Source organism: Streptomyces sp. NPDC030991 (assembly GCF_055571235.1).
This window is the reverse complement of the sequence record NZ_JBVIFR010000007.1, coordinates 1-21,623: the sequence shown is the minus strand read 5'-3', so window position 1 is coordinate 21,623 and position 21,623 is coordinate 1. Positions and strand designations below refer to the sequence as shown.

General features: G+C 69.1%; 16 protein-coding genes. 11 read left to right on the top strand and 5 right to left on the bottom strand.

What is annotated here, in order from left to right:
- Positions 1 to 35: 35 nt before the first annotated feature.
- Together ACZ45E_RS15100 and ACZ45E_RS15095 are read left to right on the top strand one after the other, a co-directional pair.
- Positions 36 to 1,598 carry an outer membrane protein assembly factor BamB family protein gene (locus ACZ45E_RS15100; protein ID WP_468220823.1) on the top strand — a complete coding sequence of 521 codons (1,563 nt, stop codon included), beginning with the start codon at positions 36 to 38 and terminating at the stop codon, positions 1,596 to 1,598.
- A 182-nt stretch (positions 1,599 to 1,780) separates the two neighbouring features.
- Positions 1,781 to 2,857: a hypothetical protein gene (locus tag ACZ45E_RS15095; protein WP_468220822.1), complete on the top strand. Its 1,077-nt coding sequence runs from the start codon at positions 1,781 to 1,783 to the stop codon at positions 2,855 to 2,857.
- 94 nt (positions 2,858 to 2,951) lie between these two features.
- Here ACZ45E_RS15095 and ACZ45E_RS15090 read toward each other — a convergent pair whose 3' ends face one another.
- The 3 genes from ACZ45E_RS15090 to eccCa form a co-directional block, all read right to left on the bottom strand.
- Complete coding sequence (locus ACZ45E_RS15090; RefSeq protein ID WP_468220820.1) at positions 2,952 to 4,103, bottom strand: hypothetical protein; 1,152 nt, start codon at positions 4,101 to 4,103, stop codon at positions 2,952 to 2,954.
- Between the two features lie 235 nt (positions 4,104 to 4,338).
- Positions 4,339 to 4,719: a DUF397 domain-containing protein gene (locus tag ACZ45E_RS15085; RefSeq protein WP_468220818.1), complete on the bottom strand. Its 381-nt coding sequence runs from the start codon at positions 4,717 to 4,719 to the stop codon at positions 4,339 to 4,341.
- A 188-nt stretch (positions 4,720 to 4,907) separates the two neighbouring features.
- Positions 4,908 to 8,873, bottom strand: coding sequence for a type VII secretion protein EccCa (eccCa, locus tag ACZ45E_RS15080; protein ID WP_468220815.1), 3,966 nt, complete (start codon positions 8,871 to 8,873; stop codon positions 4,908 to 4,910).
- 369 nt (positions 8,874 to 9,242) lie between these two features.
- Between eccCa and eccD the strand changes: the two genes are divergently transcribed.
- The 6 genes from eccD to ACZ45E_RS15050 all read left to right on the top strand — a co-directional run bounded on the left by eccD (position 9,243) and on the right by ACZ45E_RS15050 (position 16,372).
- Complete coding sequence (gene eccD / locus ACZ45E_RS15075) at positions 9,243 to 10,757, top strand: type VII secretion integral membrane protein EccD (RefSeq protein ID WP_468221408.1); 1,515 nt, start codon at positions 9,243 to 9,245, stop codon at positions 10,755 to 10,757.
- Positions 10,758 to 10,961: 204 nt separating this feature from the next.
- Positions 10,962 to 11,249 (top strand): 30S ribosomal protein S15, encoded by a 288-nt coding sequence (gene rpsO / locus ACZ45E_RS15070; RefSeq protein WP_324768127.1) that lies wholly within the window; start codon positions 10,962 to 10,964, stop codon positions 11,247 to 11,249.
- Between the two features lie 284 nt (positions 11,250 to 11,533).
- Positions 11,534 to 13,750, top strand: coding sequence for a polyribonucleotide nucleotidyltransferase (locus tag ACZ45E_RS15065; RefSeq protein ID WP_468220813.1), 2,217 nt, complete (start codon positions 11,534 to 11,536; stop codon positions 13,748 to 13,750).
- Positions 13,747 to 15,126 (top strand): M16 family metallopeptidase, encoded by a 1,380-nt coding sequence (locus ACZ45E_RS15060; RefSeq protein WP_468220812.1) that lies wholly within the window; start codon positions 13,747 to 13,749, stop codon positions 15,124 to 15,126. Before ACZ45E_RS15065 ends, ACZ45E_RS15060 begins: the two co-directional genes overlap by 4 nt.
- A 29-nt stretch (positions 15,127 to 15,155) precedes the next feature.
- A complete protein-coding gene (gene dapB / locus ACZ45E_RS15055) occupies positions 15,156 to 15,911 on the top strand; it encodes a 4-hydroxy-tetrahydrodipicolinate reductase (protein ID WP_468220810.1) in 756 nt (251 codons plus the stop codon).
- Positions 15,912 to 15,919: 8 nt separating this feature from the next.
- Positions 15,920 to 16,372 (top strand): hypothetical protein, encoded by a 453-nt coding sequence (locus ACZ45E_RS15050; protein WP_468220809.1) that lies wholly within the window; start codon positions 15,920 to 15,922, stop codon positions 16,370 to 16,372.
- Positions 16,373 to 16,450: 78 nt separating this feature from the next.
- On the opposite strand, the gene ACZ45E_RS15045 is transcribed toward ACZ45E_RS15050, so the two are convergent.
- Positions 16,451 to 17,005 carry a hypothetical protein gene (locus ACZ45E_RS15045; protein WP_468220806.1) on the bottom strand — a complete coding sequence of 185 codons (555 nt, stop codon included), beginning with the start codon at positions 17,003 to 17,005 and terminating at the stop codon, positions 16,451 to 16,453.
- Positions 17,006 to 17,109: 104 nt separating this feature from the next.
- Positions 17,110 to 17,349: a hypothetical protein gene (locus ACZ45E_RS15040; RefSeq protein WP_468220804.1), complete on the bottom strand. Its 240-nt coding sequence runs from the start codon at positions 17,347 to 17,349 to the stop codon at positions 17,110 to 17,112.
- Positions 17,350 to 17,561: 212 nt separating this feature from the next.
- Here ACZ45E_RS15040 and thyX point away from each other — a divergent pair, with 212 nt between their 5' ends.
- The 3 genes from thyX (at position 17,562) to ACZ45E_RS15025 (ending at position 21,258) form a co-directional block, all read left to right on the top strand.
- Entirely contained in the window at positions 17,562 to 18,302 is a 741-nt protein-coding gene (gene thyX / locus ACZ45E_RS15035; protein WP_468220802.1) for an FAD-dependent thymidylate synthase, read from the top strand.
- A 231-nt stretch (positions 18,303 to 18,533) separates the two neighbouring features.
- Positions 18,534 to 19,433 (top strand): 4-hydroxy-tetrahydrodipicolinate synthase, encoded by a 900-nt coding sequence (gene dapA / locus ACZ45E_RS15030; protein WP_468220800.1) that lies wholly within the window; start codon positions 18,534 to 18,536, stop codon positions 19,431 to 19,433.
- Between the two features lie 139 nt (positions 19,434 to 19,572).
- Entirely contained in the window at positions 19,573 to 21,258 is a 1,686-nt protein-coding gene (locus tag ACZ45E_RS15025) for a ribonuclease J (protein ID WP_468220797.1), read from the top strand.
- Positions 21,259 to 21,623 lie beyond the last annotated feature (365 nt).

Here is a 21,623-nt window from a genome sequence, read left to right as displayed (position 1 = left end):
CACCCTTCCTGTTGCCTGGATACTTGAATCCCTGAATGTCTGACTCCCTTGCCAGGCGTCCCTGTCCTGGCCTGTTCGCGCTGCACATCTGGAAAGGTTTGGCACTCATGAGTTTCGGTCCGCCACCTTCTCCGTTCACGCAGTCATTGCGTGCTGCGGACGAGCGTGCCAAGCGGCGGCGCATCAAGTTGTGGGGCGGTTCCGGCCTGGCGCTGGTGGCGGTCGCCTGTGGAGTCGGCTGGTTTTTCGCAAGCGGAGGGGGCGGTGCGGAAAGTTCGACCCTTGACGCGAAATCCGTTCACCAGCAAGCGGCGGACGAGGTGAGAGAAACAGTCGAACGTGCGCCTACGGGTGGTGCGGGACGGCTCGTGGCTGCCATGGGCGACAGCAAGTTGAAACCCATGGAGTCCAAGACGACTCCTGGGACTTGGGCTACGGGCAAGGTGCTGGCGAAGGGAATGGGGAACTCCCTCAAAGGCATAGGGATCGACGCGGATGACGAACTTGTTTGGCAACGCGAACTGTCCGGCCCCATGTGTGGGTGGACGCAAAACGTAACAGTCGATGGAAGCACAGCTGTCCTGCTCAAAGACAAGGACGGCGGTTCTTGCAGCAAGCTTCTGTTCTTCAAGATCGACACGGGGGATAAACTTTGGGAAGCGACAATCCCTCGACAGCATGCCGCTGACGACCGGTACCCGAATGTGACCCTCACTCGCGGGATCGTAGCCGTCGCATATGGTTCTGGCTCTGCTGGATATGACATGAAAACCGGGGATAAGCGATGGACCCGGAATGAGACGAAGACGTGCCGAGAAGGCGGATTCGCGGGCGGTCGCTCGCTGATCGTGAGACAGGATTGCTACTCGGCGGACGGACAGTCTACCTATCGGGTACAGAAGGTAGATCCGCGGTCCGGCGAAGCGAAGTGGACATACAAGGCGAACAAGCATCTGAACTTCGTCTATCTTGTCTCGTCGGATCCTGTGGTGCTCGCCGTATCGGCGGGGGAGGCGGGGCTGTCGGATCTGATCTCGCTCGACGGTAGAGGGAAGTACCAGACCACCATCCGGTTCTCGGGTGAGCGCTACGAGGTGAAGTGCACGGATGGGATCGAAACGAGCGCGGAAGATGCCCTGAGCTTTTCGGCCGTAGACCAGTGCACGCAGATTGTTGTCTCTGGCGAGCAGGCTTTCGTCACTACGGGGGAAATGACAGAAGGCATCTCTCACGAGACCAATTCGATCGTCGCTTTCAACTTGAAGACTGGTCATACGGGCGTGAAGTTCGATGCCGGGAAGGACCAGGAGCTGTTCCCTCTGCGTATGAGCGGAGACCGACTGCTGGCCCTCAAGGTGGGCACCGACAACTTTGCACCGACACAGCTGGTGAGCCTCGACCCCGCGACCGGAAAAGAAGCAAGTTACTACTCGTTCGAGTCTTTCCAGGAAGTCCGTTCGCTGGTCAGTGCCGCCGGGAGTGACGTGGTCGTCGAGCACGGCCGAATCTTCTTCGGGAGCCGTGCTGTGCAGGGCGGAGGGTCCAAGAGGGCGCCCGCCTATGTCTGGCACGCATTCGGCATCGGCAGCGCAAGGTAGACGTGTCTCGCACACCCCTACCGGAGGATCGCCGCGGTCGGGATCGGGGTCTTCCTGATGACCGGTAGCGCGGTGGGTGGTGTTGGGGCCGTTCTGAGAGCGGCGCCCCGCAGGCGCGCCGGGCCGGCGCCGCACTCCACGGAACAGTGCAAATGATGGTCGACGTGCAGGGGAGCGCGGAGATGGAACGACGCACCAGACGCGTCATCGTGTGGGGCGCGTTGGCCGCCACCGTCCTGGGGACAGCCGGGTACGTCGCCGAACCGACGGTCCGCGACGAGCTGGTAGCCCGCGACGTGTGCGACGGGGCCGTGGGCAAGTCCGTGGTGGAGCACCTCACACCGGACGGCCTGCACTTGAAGGAGTCCGAGGAGCAGCGAATCACGCAGCTCGGCAGCTACACCTGCACCCTCACCGTAAGGGCGCGCGAGCACGACTCCCGCGACTGGGCCCTGCTGCGCATGGAGGCGTACACGCGCGGCGACGACCAGGACCGCGAGTTGTACTCGTCGTTCCCGCAGTACGGGTCCGAGTACCACCAGATGCTGCCCGGCGGGCTGCCCGGCCTTGTGGACAAGAACCAGGACATCGTGATGCGGGTCCCTTGCCGCGCCGGCGACGGCACACCGGCCGCGCTGCTGACCCGGGTCGCGGTGGCCCGCGACGCCTTGCACGGGGTGCCCGGGGCGGCGTACCGCGCGGCCGTCTCCTTCACCAACTCGGCGGCGCGGAGGGTGGGGTGTGAGGCCGAACCGTTGAAGGTGACCGCCGCCGCGGCGCGGGCGGCGCTCGCCGACCCGGCGGGCCGTGACGCCGACGAGACGCCCGCCCGGAGCGTCTCCGTGCCGGCCGCCGGACGGACCGCCTGCGGCTGGGTCGCCGGGGCCGGGCTGCCGCACGCCGCCGACTGGTCCGTGTCCTCGGCCGGGAGCCCCGAGAGCCTGATGGCCTCGTGCGACCTCGACGGCCCCGGCCAGGGTGCCCAAGGGGTCAGGCTCCGCGCCTGGTACGGGAATTGGGGCACCCGGTTCCTCAGCCGTGACTCCTATGCCGCGGTGCGCGACCCGATGACAGCCGTCGCTCATTGCGGCGGGGCCCGCGCCAACTTCGCACTCATCACCGGGCGCGACAGCGAGGCGAGCGGAAACAAGGAGGGGAGCATCGGGAGCGCCGTGCAGCGGCGACTGCTCCGGGCGTTCGTGGCAGACCAGATGCGGCGCGACGGGCACTGCACGGGAGAGCCGGAGTTCACGTTCTGAACGCCGCTCGACACGAGCTGTCCCGCTGGTGAGGGCCCGTCAGGTCACCACCCGACAGGCGTCAGTCCCCCGCTCGACGCACGTCAGGTCTGTCTCACCACCGGAGGGAAGCCGACCACACCCCCACCACGTACCGCTCGTCGAGCAACTGCCGCAGCTGCTCGGCCCGCCCCGCGGAGACGCCCCGCTCCCGTACCCACCTGTCGTACCCGGAGTACAACTGCTTCCGCCCGTCAAAAAGGTCACCGCGTACAGCCCCGACGGTGCGCCGCGCCGCGATGGTGTTCATCGGCGGCAACGTGGTCACCTGCCGCGCCGCAGGACGGTACGTGCCGCGGGTGTGCTCGCGCACCGCGGCGTCGAACGCGTCCAGGTCCTTGATGGTGCCCTGCGTCGCCAGGGCCGTCCGCAGCCCCGTCAGCCTGCCGATCCTCTCGGCGATCTCGCCGAGGTCCGCGTCCGGCGAGGTGAGGTCGTGGCGCCGCCAGTCCGTGCCCTGCTTACGGGCGTCGGCCTTGTCCTGGGCGGTCAGGCGTGCCGCCGGGTCACCCGCGCGGTCCGTCAGACGTTCCACGTAGTACGCGAAGTAGGCGCGTTCGGCGTCGTAGAGGATCGCGAACGCCTCGGGGTCCTGGGCCAGAGCGGGGATCAGCGCGTCGAGGTCGGCGCCCCGCGCACTCGTCAGCGGGTCGGCGTACCCGAAGACAGCGTGCGCCTCACGCGGATCGAGGAAGCGGCCGAAAGCCGTGCGGCCCGAATCGTCCAGGACGGCGGCGCTTGAACCGGGCTCCGCCGGACCGGTCGAGTCCGAGTCACCGGACAGCGCCGGGGTGCGGGCCACATCCACGACGTACGCGGCCATGAGGCGGGCCACCGAGGGCTCGAAACCCGGGGCGAACGGCTTGCCGCGGCCGGACTGCTGCGACAGGACGGACAGCACCGCGTACGCCGTACGGGCCTGTGCCTCGGTGTGCGGCTGCCCGGGGACGGGCGACGTGGCAGCGGCGATCACGCGACCGACGGCGCGGGCCCCGTCGGCGCAGTACGCCTCGTGTTCGAGCAGCGCCGCGGCGCTGCTCATCCGACTCGTGTCGGCCAGCGGATCAAGGGACTTGGTGGCGGCAGCCGGGTCGTCGGCGAGCGCCCGCGTGCGCGCCGGAACGCTCCAGCAGGGCGCCGCGTCGGCCGAGTCGGCGAACGACACGGGCACGATCACGGCGGCCGCGACGAGCGCCGCGCCCGTCACCCCGGCAGCCACCCGGTGCCGACGCAGCCACCCGCGCCCCCGGCGCCATACAGTCCAGCTACCGCCGCCGGCCCCGCTACCACTCATGTCCGCCCCACTACCGCCCCGCTGCCATTACCGGCCCCGCCAGCCCGGCCCCTGACCCTGCTCGTCATTCCGCTGGGCGGCCTACTGACCCCGCTGGGCCCGCTGACCCCGCTGGGCCGACTGAACCCGCTGGGGCCTCCTGAACCCGCTACTCCGAGCCCTGAGACCCCTGCGCGTCTTGCGAGCCCTGGGAGCCCTGCTCGGCCGAAAGCCCACCGTTCAACGACGTAGGTTCCAGATCGAACTCACCGTCCCTGGCCCCGAGGACGAACGCCGTCCACTCCGCCTCCGTGTACCGCAGCACGGTCTCCGGCTCCAGCGACGACCGCATCGCCACCGCCCCGTCCGGCAGGTACGCGATCTCCACGCGCTCCTCGTGCTGCTCCGTGCCCGGCGCGCTGTGCCACTCCACACCGGAGATGTCGAGCGCGTACAGCTCGTTCTTCTCGCGCTCCTTGCGGGCCTTGATCTCCTCGGGGGTCTCGGGCTGCTGAGACTCCTGAGCGGTGTGCTCCTGTGCATCCGCCATGGTGAGCGGTCCCTCCCGGACGTGCGAAGTGCCTGTGTGGTCACCCTACTTGGCATGGCCGCCGCCGACTCGTGAGTCCCAGGAGAATGCCCCCGCACGCAGGACGAAGGGGGCCGCACCCGCTAAGGTGCGACCCCCTTCCCGTTCCGTACGTCGTGCCCGGCGCCGTCCCGGCCCCGGGCGGACGCCTACTGCTCCAGGCCGATCTGGACCAACGGCTTGCCCCGCTTGCGCGACACGAACACACCGCGCCCCGCCGGCATGGGCCGCGGCCGCACCCCGCCGAGCAGATCACCCTCGTTCGGGTCACCGGCCAGCACCACGCCCTGCGCGCCGAGCTCCTTGATGCGCTGCATGAAGGCCTCGTAACTGGCGCGGCCCGAACCGGCCGTGGAGCGGGCGATGATGAAGCGCACACCGACGTCCCGCGCGAACGGCAGCAGTTCGGTCAGCCCCGAGAGCGGGTTGCCGCTCGACGTCGACACCAGGTCGTAGTCGTCGATGACCACGTAGACCGTCGGGCCCCGCCACCAACTGCGGTCGCGCAGCTGCTGAGCCGTCACGTCCGCGGTGGGGGCGCGGCGCTGCATCAGGTCGACCAGGGCGTCCATGTGGTGCGCCATCTGGTTCGACATGGGGATGTACTCGGCCAGGTGCGAGGCCGGCGTGACATCGAGCAGCGAGCGCCGGTTGTCGACCACGAACAGCTTGCAGGTGTCGCCGCTGTAGCGCTGCGTGAGCTGCCGGATGATCAGCTTCAGCAGGTTGGACTTGCCGGACTCGCTCTCGCCGAAGACCAGGAAGAACGGGTCCTGGTCGAAGTCGATGAAGACCGGCTCCAGGTTGTCCTCGTCGAGCGCGAAGGAGATACCGCGCTCCGGGAACCTGTCGCCCGGCGGCAGCTGGCGCGCGGGGAACTCGCGCGGCAGCAGCCGGACCTCGGGCGCGCCCGGCTGTGTCCAGTGCCGGGTGACCTCCGTGGTGAGCGCGGACGTGGCCTCGGCCAGGTCCGTGTCCGACGACAGGCCGTCGATGCGCGGGACCGCCGCCATGAAGTGCTGCTTCTGCGGGGTCTGGCCTCGACCGGGCACCCCCGTCGGCACGTTGGCGGCGATCTTGCGGTCGAACTCGGAGTCCATCGTGTCGCCGAGCCGCAGCTCCAGGCGGTTCATGAGGTGGTCCTTCATGTTCGCCCGGACCTCCATGGACCGCGACGCCGTCAGGATCACGTGGATGCCGTAACCGAGACCGCGCGCCGCGATGTCCAGGACGAGCGGTTCCAGCGCCTCGTAGTCCGTACGGAAGTTGCCCCAGCCGTCGATGACCAGGAACACGTCGCCCCACGGCTGGTCGGTCATCGAGATGTCGCCCCGCGCGCGCCGGTTGCGGAAGTCGGCGATCGAGGCGATGCCGGCCGTACGGAAGTACTCCTCGCGCCGGGTCAGCACGCCGTAGACCTCGGCCGCCGTACGGCGCACCTTCTCGGGGTCCAGGCGGGAGGCCACGCCACCCACGTGCGGCAGACCGGCGACGGCCGCCATACCGCCACCACCGAAGTCCAGGCCGTAGAATTGCACTTCCTGCGGCGTGTGCGTCAGCGCGAACGACGCGATGATCGAGCGCAGCAGCGTCGACTTGCCGGACTGCGGACCGCCCAGGATCTGCATGTGACCCGCGGCGCCGCCGAAGTCGATCCACAGCGGGTCGCGCCGCTGCTCGTACGGCTTGTCGACGAGGCCGACGGGGACGACCAGGCGTCCGGCGCCCTCGTAGCCGGGCTGCGTGAGCCCACGGCCCTGTACGGGCGCGAGGCCGGGCAGCAGCGAGTCGAGCGACGGCGGGCTGTCCAGCGGCGGCAGCCACACCTGGTGCGCCGCGGGCCCCTGCGCCTCCAGGCGCCGCACGATCACGTCGAGCACGGTGTCGGCGAGCGCGTCGTCCTTCTCCTCGCGCGGCGCCTCCTCCCGCTGGCGCGGCACCGGGCTGTACTGCACGGGTACCTCGGCAGCGGTGAACAGCGCGGGGCGCCGGTCCACCGGGAGCGGCCCGCCGGGCGTCGCGACCCGCGCGGCGCCGGTGCGGTACACCCCGGACACGTACGCCGCCTTGAAGCGCACCATCTCGTCGGTGCCGAACTTCAGGAAGCCGGAGCCCGGCACGTTCGGCAGTTCGTACGCGTCCGGCACGCCGAGCGCGGCACGGGACTCGGCGGCGGAGAACGTCCGCAGACCGACCCGGTAGGACAGGTACGTCTCCAGGCCGCGCAGGCGGCCCTCCTCCAGACGCTGCGAGGCGAGCAGCAGGTGCACGCCGAGCGAACGGCCGATACGGCCGATCTGCACGAACATCTCGATGAAGTCCGGCTTCGCCGTCAACAGCTCGCTGAACTCGTCGATCACCAGGACGAGCGACGGGATCGGCTGCAGCGGCGCACCGGCCGCGCGCGCCTTCTCGTAGTCGTGGATGTTCGCGTAGTTGCCCGCGTCGCGGAGCATCTCCTGGCGGCGGTTGAGCTCACCGCGGATCGAGTCGCCCATGCGGTCGACGAGGGTGAGGTCGTCCGCGAGGTTGGTGATGACGGCCGCGACGTGCGGCATCTGGGCCATGCCCGCGAAGGTGGCACCGCCCTTGAAGTCCGCGAGGACGAAGTTCAGTGTCTCGGAGGAGTGCGTCACCGCGAGACCCAGCACCAGGGTGCGCAGCAGCTCCGACTTACCGGAACCGGTGGCGCCCACACACAGGCCGTGCGGGCCCATGCCTTCCTGTGCTGCTTCCTTCAGGTCGAGCATCACGGGCCGGCCGTCGTCACCGACACCGATGGGCACGCGCAGCCGCTCGGCCTGCGAGCGCGGGCGCCAGGTGCGCTTGGTGTCGACGGTCGCCGCGTCGCCCAGGTTCATCAGATCGGTGAATTCGAGGTTGGCGAGCAGCGGTTCGTCGTCGCTGTCGCCGCCCGTCGCCATGCGCAGCGGCGCGAGCTGCCGGGCGAGCGCCTCGGCGGCGGCGTACGAGAGCACGTCCGGGGTGCCCTCGTAGACCATGCCGTGCGCGGATTCCAGGCGCAGCACCTTCGGGTGCACGACGATCGAGAGGTCACCGCGGCCCGCGGCGAGGTCGCCGGGGACGACCTCAAGGACCGTCACTCCTTGCAGCCCCTCGGGGCTGGCCAGCAGCGACGTGGGAGGCAGCGAGAGACCGTCGAGGACGACGACCACGTGCGGTTGCTCGGGGACGGGCGCGCCGTTGGGGTGGAAGCGCGGCCGGCCCTCGAGACGGGTACCGAGCAGCTCCTCCAGCTCATTGGCGTCGGTCGTGATGAGGCGGCGGCTGCCCGCGCCGTCACTGAGCCCCGGCACCTGGTTGTGCGGCAGCCACTTCGCCCACTCCCACTCCGGGGCGGTCTGGCGTCCGGCGGCGACCGCGACGACGAGGTCCTCGGGGGAGTGCATCGAGGCGAGGGAGGCGACGAGGGAGCGGGCGGAGCCGCGCACGGTCGTCGGCTCCCCGCTCACGGACACGTGGTAGAAGGCGCGCAGCGACACCGCCATCGGCAGTTCCTCGAGCGTGCTGTGCGTGGCGAGGAAGCGCTGCATCGCGCCCGCCGTCAGCGGCTCCAGCTCGTCGACCGGGGCGGTCTGCGGCGGCACCAGGGGAGTGGCGAGGCCCTGCGGGCCGAGGCCCACCCGCACCTGGCCGAAGTCCTCGTCACCGCTGCGCCGCTCCCATACGCGGCTGCCCTCGGCGACCAGCGCCCACAGTTGCTCGGGTGAAGGGTGCAGGTAGTACTGCGCGTCGCGCTGCTTGCGGGCGGTGCCCAGGGCCTCCCGCCGCGTCTGCGACAGGTAGCGCAGGTAGTCGCGGCGCATGTCGGCCATCTGACCCTGGTTGCCCTTGCGGTAGCGGGCGAGCATCGCGATGCCCATCGCGATCGTCGACGCCACCATGACCATGCCCATGATCTTCATGAAGGGCTGGGCCTGCGGATTGAAGAAGAACACGACCGAGCCACCCATGCCGAGCATGGGCAGGATCTGCATCAGCGCACCCTCTTGCTGCCCACGCGGCAACTCCGGCGGAGGTTGCAGCACCACCTCCTCCGTGGGCACCTCGGACGGCAGTGCCCGAGGTGGGCGCTTGACGACGATGTGGCTCACTCTGCACCAATTCCCTTGCCGGACCGAGCTGTTCCGTCCGCCGCCCCGTGTCAGGCGGACGTCGATCGCGGTTCGCGATCCTACTGACAACTACTGACAACGGCGGGCGGTAGGGTGCCGGTGACACCCGTGAGCAGTTGCGAATCCGCCCAGGAAAAACGGGCAATCCGCACGGTTCGGAACGTGCGGCGTCCCCGGATCCCGGGCGGCGGAGCGCATGTGACCGGCCCTGCGGGACGCGGAGCGCAACGTACACAGGATCTTTACAGGCGGACGGGCCCGGTACTCCACCGCGCCCGTCCCCGCACGACCGAGTCTTCGCAAGGGCCTCGTAAGAGTCTTCGCACAAAGGGGGAACAGCAGGTGAGCATGACGGCCTCCGCGCCGACCGGCCGAGCCGGCGCAACGGGCACCGGAGCCCCTGCCACGGCGGGTACGGGTCTCGGCTTCTGCCGCGTCACCATCGTGGCGCCCGACAGCCGCATCGACGTGGCGCTGCCCGACGACGTACCGGTCGCCGACCTGTACCCCGAGATCCTGCGGCTCTCCCAGCAGAGCCCCGGCGAAGGCGCCCCCGTCGGCTACCACCTCGTACGCCGTGACGGCACGGTGCTCGACAGCGCCCGCTCGTTCGCGGCGCAGCGCATCCTGGACGGCGAGCTGCTCACGCTGCGCCCCTTCTCCGAGTCGCTGCCGCCCGCGGTCTTCGACGACGTCTCCGAGGCCGTGGCCTCCGCCGTCACCAAGGACCGCACCCTGTGGAGCGGCGACCTCACGCGCGCGGCGGGCCTCGTGGCCGGCGGCGTCCTGCCCGCCCTGATCGCCTTCGTGGCCTGGAACTCCCAGATCCGCCACGACATGTACAGCCTCCAGGGCATCCTCGCCGGCGTCGCCGGACTCCTCCTGGTCACCCTGGCGTGCGTGCGCGCGCGGGTCTACGCCGACCGCGGCTCGGCGGTCGCGCTCGGCCTCGGCGCCCTGCCGAACATCGCGGTCGCGGGCTCAGGGCTGCTGCCGCTCTCCACGGGCCAGGGCATCGGCCGCCTCCAGTTCCTGCTCGCCTGCGCGGCGGTCCTGGTCGTCTCCGTGATCCTCACCCTGGTGTCGCCCGGCGGTGACGGCCCCTTCGTGGCCTTCGTCTTCGCCTCCCTGATCGGGTTGCTGACCACCTTCATCGCGATCCTCACCGACCTGAAGCCCATCGAGACGGCCGCCATCTGCGCCCCGCTCTCCGTGAGCGCGCTGGCCTTCCTGCCCGGCCTGTCGATGCGCTTCGCGCGGCTGCCCATCGGCTTCGCACCGCCCAACCCCGCGCGCGCGGGGTACGACTCCGCGGGCGGCGCGCCCGACCCGCACGAGGCGGTCGACGCGGAGCGCGTCGCCGCCCAGGCCCGCCGCGGCCACGAACTGCTCGTCGGTCTCGTCGGCGGCTGCGCCCTCGTCTCCGTGGGCGCGTCGATCGTCCTCGGCTTCTCCAGCAACGTATGGGGGCAGCTGCTGGCACTGGCCACCGGCCTCGCCATGCTGATGCGGGCCCACCTGTTCCGCTACACCGCACAGGTGGGCGCCACCCTCGCGGCCGGCCTCGCGGCCCTCGTCTTCCTCGGCCTCGGCCTCGCGCTGCACCCCCCGGTGGCCTACCTGTACGACGCCGTCAAGCACGACACCACGGCGCTCGACATCCGCACCGTGTGGATCGCGGCGGCCATCGGAGCGGCCACCGCCCTGGTCACCGCCATCGGCCTGATCACCCCGCGCCGCGGCGTCACCCCGTTCTGGGGCCGCTTCCTGGAGATCGCCGAGACGTTCGTGCTGCTCACTCTGATCCCGCTGGCCCTCGCGGTCTTCGACGTGTACGCCTCGGCGCGCGCGATGACGAGCTGAGCCCGGCACGCCCTGAGGGACCCGTTCGGGGGCGCTCCAGGCTGCTGGTACGCTGTCTGAAGGCCGCTTGTGTATGCGCCCCCTCTTCTGTTTCTTGAATAGAGGGCAGCGCCCAGCGGATCCCCGCCTCCGAGTTACGGAAGCTCTCCTGAGATGTAGACCAGGGGCGCTCGGTGGCCACGAAGAACACTACGAGGAGTACGCGTGTCGCTCGACGCCGCTACGAAGAAGCAGCTCATCTCCGAGTTCGGTCAGAAGGAGGGCGACACGGGCTCCCCCGAGGTCCAGGTCGCCATGCTCTCCCGTCGCATCTCTGACCTGACGGAGCACCTCAAGACGCACAAGCACGACCACCACTCGCGTCGTGGTCTGCTGATCCTGGTCGGCCAGCGTCGCCGCCTTCTGCAGTACCTGGCCAAGAAGGACATCCAGCGCTTCCGTGTGCTGGTCGAGCGCCTCGGCATCCGCCGCGGTGCGGCCGGCGCCCGCTAAGACGCCTTGAAGGGGAGCGGTTCCCACTCTTGAGGGGGCCGCTCCCTTTGCTGTACGTGCGCGCTGTCACCGGCGCTTTGTACTCTGGTGACGTACGAAGAGGAGAAGCGCACCTGCGCCGCCGCCGGTCCTCGGTAGTGGCCCCCGGAGACGCAAGAGGATCCCCGGGAGCTTCGATCGAAGACCGGCCCGCACCCACGGCGCGCTCCTCCGTTCCGTCCCTCTGCCACACGGGCAGATGCGGACAAAAGACGAAACAGACGAAAGTAACGGAGAAACCACTGGTGGAGAACGAGACCCACTACGCCGAGGCCGTCATCGACAACGGCTCCTTCGGCACCCGCACCATCCGCTTCGAGACGGGCCGTCTGGCCCGCCAGGCCGCCGGCTCCGCCGTCGCCTACCTCGACGACGACACCATGGTGCTTTCGGCCACCTCGGCCTCGAAGAACCCCAAGGACCAGCTCGACTTCTTCCCCCTCACGGTGGACGTCGAGGAGCGGCAGTACGCCGCGGGCAAGATCCCCGGCAGCTTCTTCCGCCGCGAGGGCCGCCCCTCCGAGGACGCCGTCCTCACCTGCCGCCTGATCGACCGCCCGCTGCGCCCGTCCTTCAAGAAGGGCCTGCGCAACGAGATCCAGGTCGTCGCCACGATCATGGCGCTCAACCCCGACCACCTGTACGACGTCGTCGCGATCAACGCCGCGTCCGCGTCCACGCAGCTGGCCGGTCTGCCCTTCTCCGGCCCGGTCGGCGGCGTCCGCGTCGCGCTGATCAACGGCCAGTGGGTCGCGTTCCCGACGCACACCGAGCTCGAGGACGCCGTCTTCGACATGGTGGTCGCCGGCCGCGTCCTGGAGGACGGCGACGTCGCGATCATGATGGTCGAGGCCGAGGCCACCGAGAAGACCATCCAGCTGGTCAAGGACGGCGCCGAGGCGCCGACCGAGGAGGTTGTGGCCGCCGGTCTCGACGCCTCGAAGCCCTTCATCAAGGTGCTGTGCAAGGCCCAGGCCGACCTCGCCGCGAAGGCCGCGAAGCCGACCGCCGAGTTCCCGATCTTCCTGGACTACCAGGACGACGTGCTCGAGGCCCTGACCGCCGCGGTCAAGTCCGAGCTGTCGGCCGCCCTGACCATCCCGGGCAAGCAGGACCGCGAGGCCGAGCTGGACCGCGTCAAGGGTCTGGCCGCCGAGAAGCTGCTCCCGCAGTTCGAGGGCCGCGAGAAGGAGATCTCCGCCGCGTACCGCTCGCTGACCAAGTCCCTGGTCCGTGAGCGCGTCATCAAGGAGAAGAAGCGCATCGACGGCCGCGGTGTCACCGACATCCGCACCCTGGCCGCCGAGGTCGAGGCCATCCCGCGCGTGCACGGCTCGGCCCTGTTCGAGCGTGGCGAGACCCAGATCCTGGGCGTCACCACGCTGAACATGCTGCGCATGGAGCAGCAGCTGGACACCCTCTCCCCGGTGACCCGCAAGCGCTACATGCACAACTACAACTTCCCGCCGTACTCCGTCGGTGAGACGGGCCGCGTCGGCTCCCCGAAGCGCCGCGAGATCGGCCACGGCGCGCTCGCCGAGCGCGCGATCGTGCCGGTCCTGCCGACGCGCGAGGAGTTCCCCTACGCGATCCGTCAGGTCTCCGAGGCCCTCGGTTCCAACGGCTCGACGTCGATGGGCTCGGTCTGCGCCTCCACCATGTCGCTGCTGAACGCCGGTGTGCCGCTGAAGGCCCCCGTCGCCGGTATCGCCATGGGTCTGATCTCCCAGGAGATCAAGGGCGAGACGCACTATGTCGCCCTGACCGACATCCTCGGTGCCGAGGACGCCTTCGGCGACATGGACTTCAAGGTCGCCGGCACCAAGGAGTTCGTGACGGCCCTCCAGCTCGACACGAAGCTCGACGGCATCCCGGCCTCCGTGCTGGCCGCCGCGCTGAAGCAGGCCCGTGACGCCCGCCTCCACATCCTCGACGTGATGATGGAAGCGATCGACGTCCCGGACGAGATGTCCCCGAACGCCCCGCGGATCATCACCGTCAAGATCCCGGTGGACAAGATCGGTGAGGTCATCGGCCCGAAGGGCAAGATGATCAACCAGATCCAGGAGGACACCGGCGCCGACATCACGATCGAGGACGACGGCACCATCTACATCGGTGCCCAGCAGGGCTCGCAGGCCGAGGCCGCCCGCGCCACGATCAACAGCATCGCCAACCCGACCATGCCGGAGGTCGGCGAGCGCTACCTGGGCACCGTCGTGAAGACGACGACCTTCGGTGCGTTCGTGTCCCTGCTCCCGGGCAAGGACGGTCTGCTGCATATCTCGCAGATCCGCAAGCTCGCCGGTGGCAAGCGCGTGGAGAACGTCGAGGACGTTCTCGGTGTGGGCCAGAAGGTCCAGGTCGAGATCGCCGAGATCGACTCCCGCGGCAAGCTCTCCCTGATCCCCGTGGTCGAGGGCGAAGAGGGCGACGACGCGAAGGACGACACCGACAAGTGACGTCTCGTAACACCAAGGCGACGGCCCGCACCTCCTCGGAGGCGCGGGCCGTTGCCCGTACCCAAACCCTGATCAAGGGCACGAACGGCATCGGCACGGTCCGCAAGACCACTCTTCCGAGTGGCCTGCGCATCGTCACCGAGACCCTGCCCTCCGTCCGCTCGGCGACCTTCGGCATCTGGGCCCACGTCGGCTCCCGCGACGAGACCCCCACGCTGAACGGTGCGACGCACTACCTGGAGCACCTCCTCTTCAAGGGCACCTCCCGCAGGAGCGCCCTCGACATCTCCTCCGAGATCGAAGCGGTCGGCGGCGAGATGAACGCCTTCACGGCGAAGGAGTACACGTGCTACTACGCGCGCGTGCTCGACACCAACCTGCCGCTGGCCATAGACGTCATCTGCGACATGCTGACCGGCTCCCTCATCGAGGAGGCGGACGTCGACGCGGAGCGCGGCGTCATCCTCGAAGAGATCGCGATGACCGAGGACGACGCGGGCGACTGCGTGCACGACCTGTTCGCGCACACGATGCTCGGCGACACACCCCTCGGCCGCCCCGTCCTCGGCACGGTCGACACGATCAACGCCCTCGACCGCAAGCAGATCAGCCGCTTCTACAAGAAGCACTACGACCCGACGCACCTGGTCGTCGCCGCCGCGGGCAACGTGGACCACGACAAGGTCGTACGCCAGGTCCGCGCCGCCTTCGAGAAGGCGGGCGCGCTGAGCGGCGCCGCCGCGGCCCCCGTCGGCCCCCGCGCGGGCCGCAAGACGCTGCGTGCGGCCGGCCGCGTGGAGGTCATCGGCCGCAAGACCGAGCAGGCCCACGTCATCCTCGGCATGCCGGGCCTGGCCCGCACCGACGACCGTCGCTGGGCCATGGGCGTGCTCAACACGGCGCTGGGCGGCGGTATGTCCTCCCGCCTCTTCCAGGAGGTCCGCGAGAAGCGCGGCCTGGCGTACAGCGTGTACTCGTACACCTCGGGCTTCGCGGACTGCGGCCTGTTCGGTGTCTACGCGGGCTGCCGCCCGAACCAGGTGCACGACGTCCTGAAGATCTGCCGCGACGAGCTGGACCAGGTCGCGCGGGACGGACTCGGCGACGACGAGATCAGCCGCGCCATCGGCCAGCTCGCCGGGTCCACGGTCCTCGGCCTGGAGGACACGGGCGCGCTGATGAACCGTATCGGCAAGAGCGAGCTCTGCTGGGGCGAGCAGATGTCGGTCGACGACATGCTGGAGCGCATCGCCGCCGTGACCCCGGACGAGGTGCGCGAGGTCGCACGCGACATCCTGGGACAGCGCCCGTCCCTGTCGGTCATCGGCCCGCTCAAGGACAAGCAGGCCGCGCGGTTGCACGAAGCGGTCGCGTAACAGCCACCTACGTAAGGATCAGGGAAGACATGAGCAAGCTGCGCGTGGCGGTTCTCGGAGCCAAGGGCCGCATCGGCTCGGCGGCCGTACGAGCCGTCGAGGCCGCCGAGGACATGGAGCTGGTCGCGGCCCTCGGCCGCGGCGACGAGCTGGACGTCCTCGTCGAGTCCGGCGCCCAGGTCGCGGTCGAACTGACGACGCCCGACTCCGTCATGGAGAACCTGGACTTCTGTGTACGCCACGGAATCCACGGGGTCGTCGGCACGACGGGCTGGACGGACGACCGCCTCGCGCAGCTCAGGGAATGGCTGGCCGCCTCCCCGCGGACCGGCGTGCTCATCGCCCCGAACTTCTCCATCGGCGCGGTCCTGACCATGAAGTTCGCCGAGGTGGCGGCCCCCTACTTCGAGTCCGTCGAAGTCATCGAGCTGCACCACCCGCGGAAGGTCGACGCCCCCTCCGGCACCGCCTCCCGCACGGCCCAGCTGATCGCCGCCGCCCGGCAGAAGGCGGGCAGCGCCCCGCAGCCCGACGCGACGACGACAGCGCTCGACGGAGCCCGCGGCGCGGACGTCGACGGGGTCCCCGTCCACTCGGTACGGCTGCGCGGCCTCCTCGCCCACCAGGAGGTCCTCCTGGGCGGTGAGGGCGAGACGCTGACCCTGCGCCACGACTCGCTGCACCACAGCAGTTTCATGCCGGGCATCCTGCTCGGCGCCCGCAAGGTCGTGACGGCTCCCGGCCTCACCTTCGGCCTGGAACACTTCCTCGATCTGAACGGCTGACTGCGGCGATGCGCGCGAAAATCACCTACGCGGTCACGGCCGCCGTCCTGGTCGTCTACTTCGTCCTGGCCGGCGACCGCGGAGTCATGCTCATTCAGCAGGGCACCTTGCTGACGGTCACCTTCGGTCTGGCCGTACTGATCCTGCCCGTGATCGGCATCTGGTTCCTGTGGGCCAACACCCAGTTCGTCCGCAAGGCCAACCGCCTCGCCGAACTCCTGGAGGCCGAGGGCGGCCTCCCCGTCGACGAGCTGCGCCGCGACCAGTACGGCCGCATCGACCGCGACTCGGCCGACGAGGTGTTCGGCCGGCGCAAGGCCGAGGCGGAGGACAGCCCGGGTGACTGGCGCTGCTGGTTCCGGCTGGCCGTGGCCTACAAGGACGCGCGTGACACCCCCCGCGCGCGGAAGGCGATGCAGCGCGCCATCGCTCTTCAGGAGGGCCGTTCGGTCAGCGCCTGAGACATGTGCAGGGGCCCGCACCGTCCGAGCGACGGCCGCGGGCCCCTGCACCTGTATGTACGCCCCTGAAACAGGCTCTCAGCTACGAGGCCGGTACTCGTCGGCCCACACCTCGATGGTGTCCGTGGCCCGCTCGAACGCCGTGGCCCGGCCGAGGAAGTCCCCGTTGTGACTCGTCAGCAGCGCCGTCTGCTCGCCCTGCCGGTCCCGGCGTACGAGGATCAGCGCCTGCCCCTGCACGGTGCGCGGCAGCCCCAGCCAGCGCACCGGCTGCTGCACCGTGCGAGCGGTGACGACCACGTCCCACGGCACGGTCCGCGTCGTCAGGAAGCCGACATGGCGCAGACCCCGGGCGCTCACCCACGCCCCCATGCGCAACAGCCGCATCGCGGCCGCGATGACCAGCACGGCCAGCACCCCGCACACGCCTGCCGCGGTGGTGTCTCCCGCCGCCGCGATGATCACTCCGGCGAACAGCACGTACGACGCCAGGAGCAGCAGCAGCGCGGCCACCCCGACCCGGTACGGGCCCGGACGGTAGGGGCGGCGCCACTGGTCCCGGTCGTCGAAGGGCAGCGCAGTCTCCGCGACCTCGTCGAAAGCACGATCGGCCGTCAGGAAGGGCAGGGGCACGACGGGTCCTCACTCGATCCACACTGGATGGGGGCTGTGCCCGGTGAGGCTACCCAGGCGTGCTCCGGCCTTCCACCTCAGGGGGTCCGGACGAGTACGGCGGTTCAGCGCCCGTCGGAGGCTTCGGACTGCTGGACGTGCCGCGTCGTCTGATCCGGCGACAGGGCGGGCATCCCGAACAACAGGGAGCCCACGAACCCGGCCACGACGGTCAGCCCCACCAGCGCCCGGCCGGCGATCTGCCCTGCGGAGGGGCGCTCGCGCGCGGGCGGCTTGACGTTGCTGCGGAACCTGTCGGCTTCGGCGATGAAGGCGAACGGTACGGGCTCGCGCCGACGAAACATGAGCGGTGCTTCTCCTCAAGAGGTTCGAACGAAGTGTGTTCATCTACACAGACGCGCGAACGCCCCAAAAGGTGCCCACTTTCGCCGAATTAACTGAAGTTCGCTCTCGTTCGCCGGAGATCGTCGCCAGAAGCGAGTGAATGACCCGTTGTCAGTGGCGGCCCGTAGAGTGGGCGCCGCCCGAGCGAAGTGATGGAAGGACCTCCCGAGCCGTGACCGAAACCCCTGCTGAAGACCGCAAGCCGACGTTCCGAGGCGACGTCGCCGTCGAGCTGGTGAAGCACACCGCGAGCGACTCGGACGTACTGTTCGCGGCCCGCGTCTCCACGGTGGGCGAGCAGTCCCTTGACGAGCTGTCGAAGGACCCCGAGCGCTCCAAGGGCCTCATCAACTACCTGATGCGGGACCGGCACGGCAGCCCCTTCGAGCACAACTCGATGACGTTCTTCATCAGCGCCCCGATCTTCGTCTTCCGCGAGTTCATGCGCCACCGCGTGGGCTGGTCGTACAACGAGGAATCGGGCCGGTACAGGGAGCTCGACCCGGTCTTCTACGTCCCCGACGCCGACCGCAAGCTCGTGCAGGAGGGCCGCCCGGGCAAGTACCGCTTCGTCGAGGGCACCCAGGCCCAGCAGGAGCTGACGGCCCGCACCATGGAGTCCTCCTACGTCCAGGCGTACGAGGCCTATCAGGAGATGCTCGCCGCGGGTGTGGCCCGCGAGGTGGCACGCGCTGTGCTCCCGGTCGGCCTCTTCTCGTCGATGTACGCGACGTGCAACGCGCGCTCGCTGATGCACTTCCTGGGCCTGCGCACCCAGCACGAGCTGGCCAAGGTCCCGTCCTTCCCCCAGCGGGAGATCGAGATGGTCGGCGAGCGGATGGAGGCGCAGTGGGCCGAGCTCATGCCGCTGACGTACGCGGCGTTCAACGCCAACGGCCGCGTGGCGCCGTGACCGCGGATCCGGGTGCTCCCTGATCAATTCGCCGCGGTGACGGCACAGATGTACGGGTGGGCTGGTCGAAGTGTCCGTATTGCGGCATATCGGAAAGTTCATCTAGCCTGATCAAACGGACCCGGTACTGCTTGAACCCCCGAGCAGGCAGTGCCGGGCTCCATCTTTGTCATGACTTGTCACGTCCCCCGAGGGGGGACCCGGCGCTGAGCAGCGAGTAGCGTGTTACCCATGGCTCCGACCTCGACTCCGCAGACCCCCTTCGGGAGGGTCCTCACCGCCATGGTCACGCCCTTCACGGCGGACGGCGCACTCGACCTCGACGGCGCGCAGCGGCTCGCCGCCCACCTGGTGGACGCAGGCAACGACGGCCTGATCGTCAACGGCACCACGGGCGAGTCCCCCACCACCAGCGACGCGGAGAAATCGGACCTCGTACGAGCCATCGTGGAGGCGGTCGGCGACCGCGCCCACGTCGTCGCCGGAGTGGGCACCAACGACACGCACCACAGCATCGGGCTCGCCCGCGCCGCCCAGCAGGCCGGCGCCCACGGCCTGCTCACGGTCACGCCGTACTACAACAAGCCCCCGCAAGAGGGCCTGCTCCGCCACTTCACGGCGATCGCGGACTCGACCGACCTCCCCGTGATGCTCTACGACATCCCGGGTCGCAGCGGCGTACCGATCAACACGGACACGATCGTCCGGCTCGCCCAGCACCCGCGCATCGTCGCCAACAAGGACGCCAAGGGCGACCTGGGCCGGGCCAGCTGGGCCATAGCGCGCTCGGGCCTCGCCTGGTACTCCGGCGACGACATGCTGAACCTGCCGCTGCTCTCGGTCGGCGCGTGCGGCCTCGTCTCCGTCGTCGGCCACGTGGTCGCCCCCGAGCTGCGTTCGATGCTCGACGCGTACCTCTCGGGCGACGTGCACAAGGCCACCGAGATCCACCAGAAGCTGCTTCCCGTCTTCACCGGCATGTTCCGCACGCAAGGCGTCATCACGACGAAGGCGGCGCTCTCCCTCCAGGGCCTGCCCGCCGGACCGCTGCGTCTGCCGCTCGTCGAGCTCACCCCGGAGGAAACGGCACAGCTCAAGATCGATCTTGCCGCCGGTGGGGTCCAGCTCTAGCCACTGACTTCGCAAAGCTCCACAACTGAATCAACAGAACACGAGCAAGACCGAAGAACCTCAACAACTGCTACTGCACGAACGTCACGCGCGCCACGTGCCCACAGGTACGTGGCGCGCGTGCTTAAGGGAGAGTCTTTTGAGTCATCCGCATCCTGAACTCGGCGCCCCGCCGAAGCTCCCCAAGGGTGGCCTGCGCGTCACGCCGCTGGGCGGTCTCGGTGAGATCGGGCGCAACATGACCGTCTTCGAGTACGGCGGCCGCCTGCTGATCGTCGACTGCGGAGTGCTCTTCCCGGAGGAGGAGCAGCCCGGAATCGACCTGATCCTGCCGGACTTCACGTCCATCAGGGACCGTCTCGACGACGTCGAGGGCATCGTCCTGACGCACGGCCACGAGGACCACATCGGCGCCGTCCCCTACCTTCTCCGCGAGAAGCCGGACATCCCGCTGATCGGCTCCAAGCTGACCCTCGCCCTGATCGAGGCGAAGCTCCAGGAGCACCGCATCCGCCCCTACACCCTCGAGGTCTCCGAGGGCGACCGCGAGCGGCTCGGCCCCTTCGACTGCGAGTTCATCGCGGTCAACCACTCCATCCCGGACGCGCTGGCCGTCGCCATCCGCACCTCGGCCGGCATGGTGGTCCACACCGGCGACTTCAAGATGGACCAGCTTCCGCTGGACGGCCGCCTCACGGACCTCCCGACGTTCGCGCGACTCGGCGAGGAAGGCATCGACCTCCTCCTCACCGACTCGACCAACGCCGAGGTCCCGGGTTTCGTCCCGCCGGAGCGCGACATCTCGAACGTGGTCCGGGGCGTCTTCGCCGGGGCCCAGAAGCGGATCATCGTCGCGTCGTTCGCCAGCCACGTGCACCGCATCCAGCAGATCCTGGACGCCGCGCACGAGTACGGCCGCCGGGTCGCCTTCGTGGGCCGCTCGATGGTCCGCAACATGGGCATCGCCCGTGACCTCGGCTATCTGCGGGTGCCGCCGGGCCTGGTCGTGGACGTCAAGACCCTCGACGACCTCCCGGACAGCCAGATCGTCCTCGTCTGCACGGGCTCCCAGGGCGAGCCGATGGCCGCCCTGTCCCGGATGGCCAACCGCGACCACCAGATCCGCATCGTCTCCGGCGACACGGTGATCCTGGCGTCGTCCCTGATCCCGGGCAACGAGAACGCGGTCTACCGCGTGATCAACGGGCTGACCCGCTGGGGCGCGAACGTCGTCCACAAGGGCAACGCGAAGGTGCACGTCTCCGGCCACGCCTCGGCCGGCGAGCTCCTGTACTTCTACAACATCTGCAAGCCCAAGAACCTGATGCCGGTCCACGGCGAATGGCGCCACCTGCGCGCCAACGCCGAGCTCGGCGCCCTCACCGGCGTCCCGCACGACCGCATCGTCATCGCCGAGGACGGCGTCGTCGTCGACCTCGTCGAGGGCAAGGCGAGAATCGTGGGCAAGGTGCAGGCCGGTTACGTTTACGTGGACGGCCTCTCCGTCGGTGACGTGGGCGAGCCCGCGCTCAAGGACCGCAGGATCCTTGGGGACGAGGGCATCATCTCCGTCTTCGTGGTGGTGGACTCCAGCACGGGCAAGATCACCAGCGGCCCGAACATCCAGGCCCGCGGCTCGGGTATCGAGGACTCGGCGTTCACCGCCGTCGTCCCGAGGATCCAGGAGATCCTGGAGAAGTCGGCCCAGGACGGCGTGGTCGAGCCGCACCAGCTGCAACAGCTCATCCGCCGCACGCTGGGCAAGTGGGTCTCCGACACGTACCGCCGGCGGCCGATGATCCTCCCGGTCGTCGTCGAGGTCTGACCGCCCTGAGGAGCGGAGCGCCTCGATTTGCATCGAGGCGCTCCGCTCCAGTAGGTTTACGGTTCCGCCCGAGGGGGAACCCCGCGCACTCATGGTGCTCGGACAAGTCCCCGAGACGGTCGGAAAATCCGACTCAGAATCTCTGATAAAGTCGGAACCGCCGGAAAGGAAACCGCGAAAGCGGAATTCTGGAAAGCGGAGCGAAACCCCGAGGAAATCGGATCGAAAAGATCTGATAGAGTCGGAAACGCAAGACAGAAACACAGAAAAACAGCAGGACCGAAGGGAAGCGCCCGGAGGAAAGCCCGAGAGGGTGAGTACAAAGGAAGCGTCCGTTCCTTGAGAACTCAACAGCGTGCCAAAAG